General features: G+C 37.7%; 1 pseudogene. It reads left to right on the top strand.

Going from position 1 to position 292, the window contains the following annotated elements:
• Window positions 1-35 precede the first annotated feature (35 nt).
• Window positions 36-292, top strand: a pseudogene (locus V7147_RS18980) (class I SAM-dependent methyltransferase); the annotation flags it as partial.

Below are 292 nucleotides of genomic sequence, written 5' to 3'. Positions count from 1 at the left end.
CGCATTTGATTTAGTTAGAAAAAGGAGTTTTAACTATGGCACAAATATCTGCAGTTGAAAAACTATTTACGGTTATCGATAATACAGCAACAATTCTAAAGGAAGAATTATCATGTACATACCTGGAAGCAGTCGCGGAAACAGGAGAAAACCTATTCCAAAACACAATCCTCCAGGAAGAATTAAGTGAACTATCGAAAAAGCGCATTCAAAAAGAATACACCCAAATCAAGCTAGACCAGTATTCAGCAGAAGAAATTCGCAAGGCATACCAGCTTGCCGCCTTAAAAGG

It is taken from the genome of Bacillus sp. JJ1521, from assembly GCF_036965165.1.
GTDB lineage: Bacteria > Bacillota > Bacilli > Bacillales > Bacillaceae_L > Ferdinandcohnia.
This window is presented reverse-complemented; position numbering and strand designations above follow the sequence as displayed.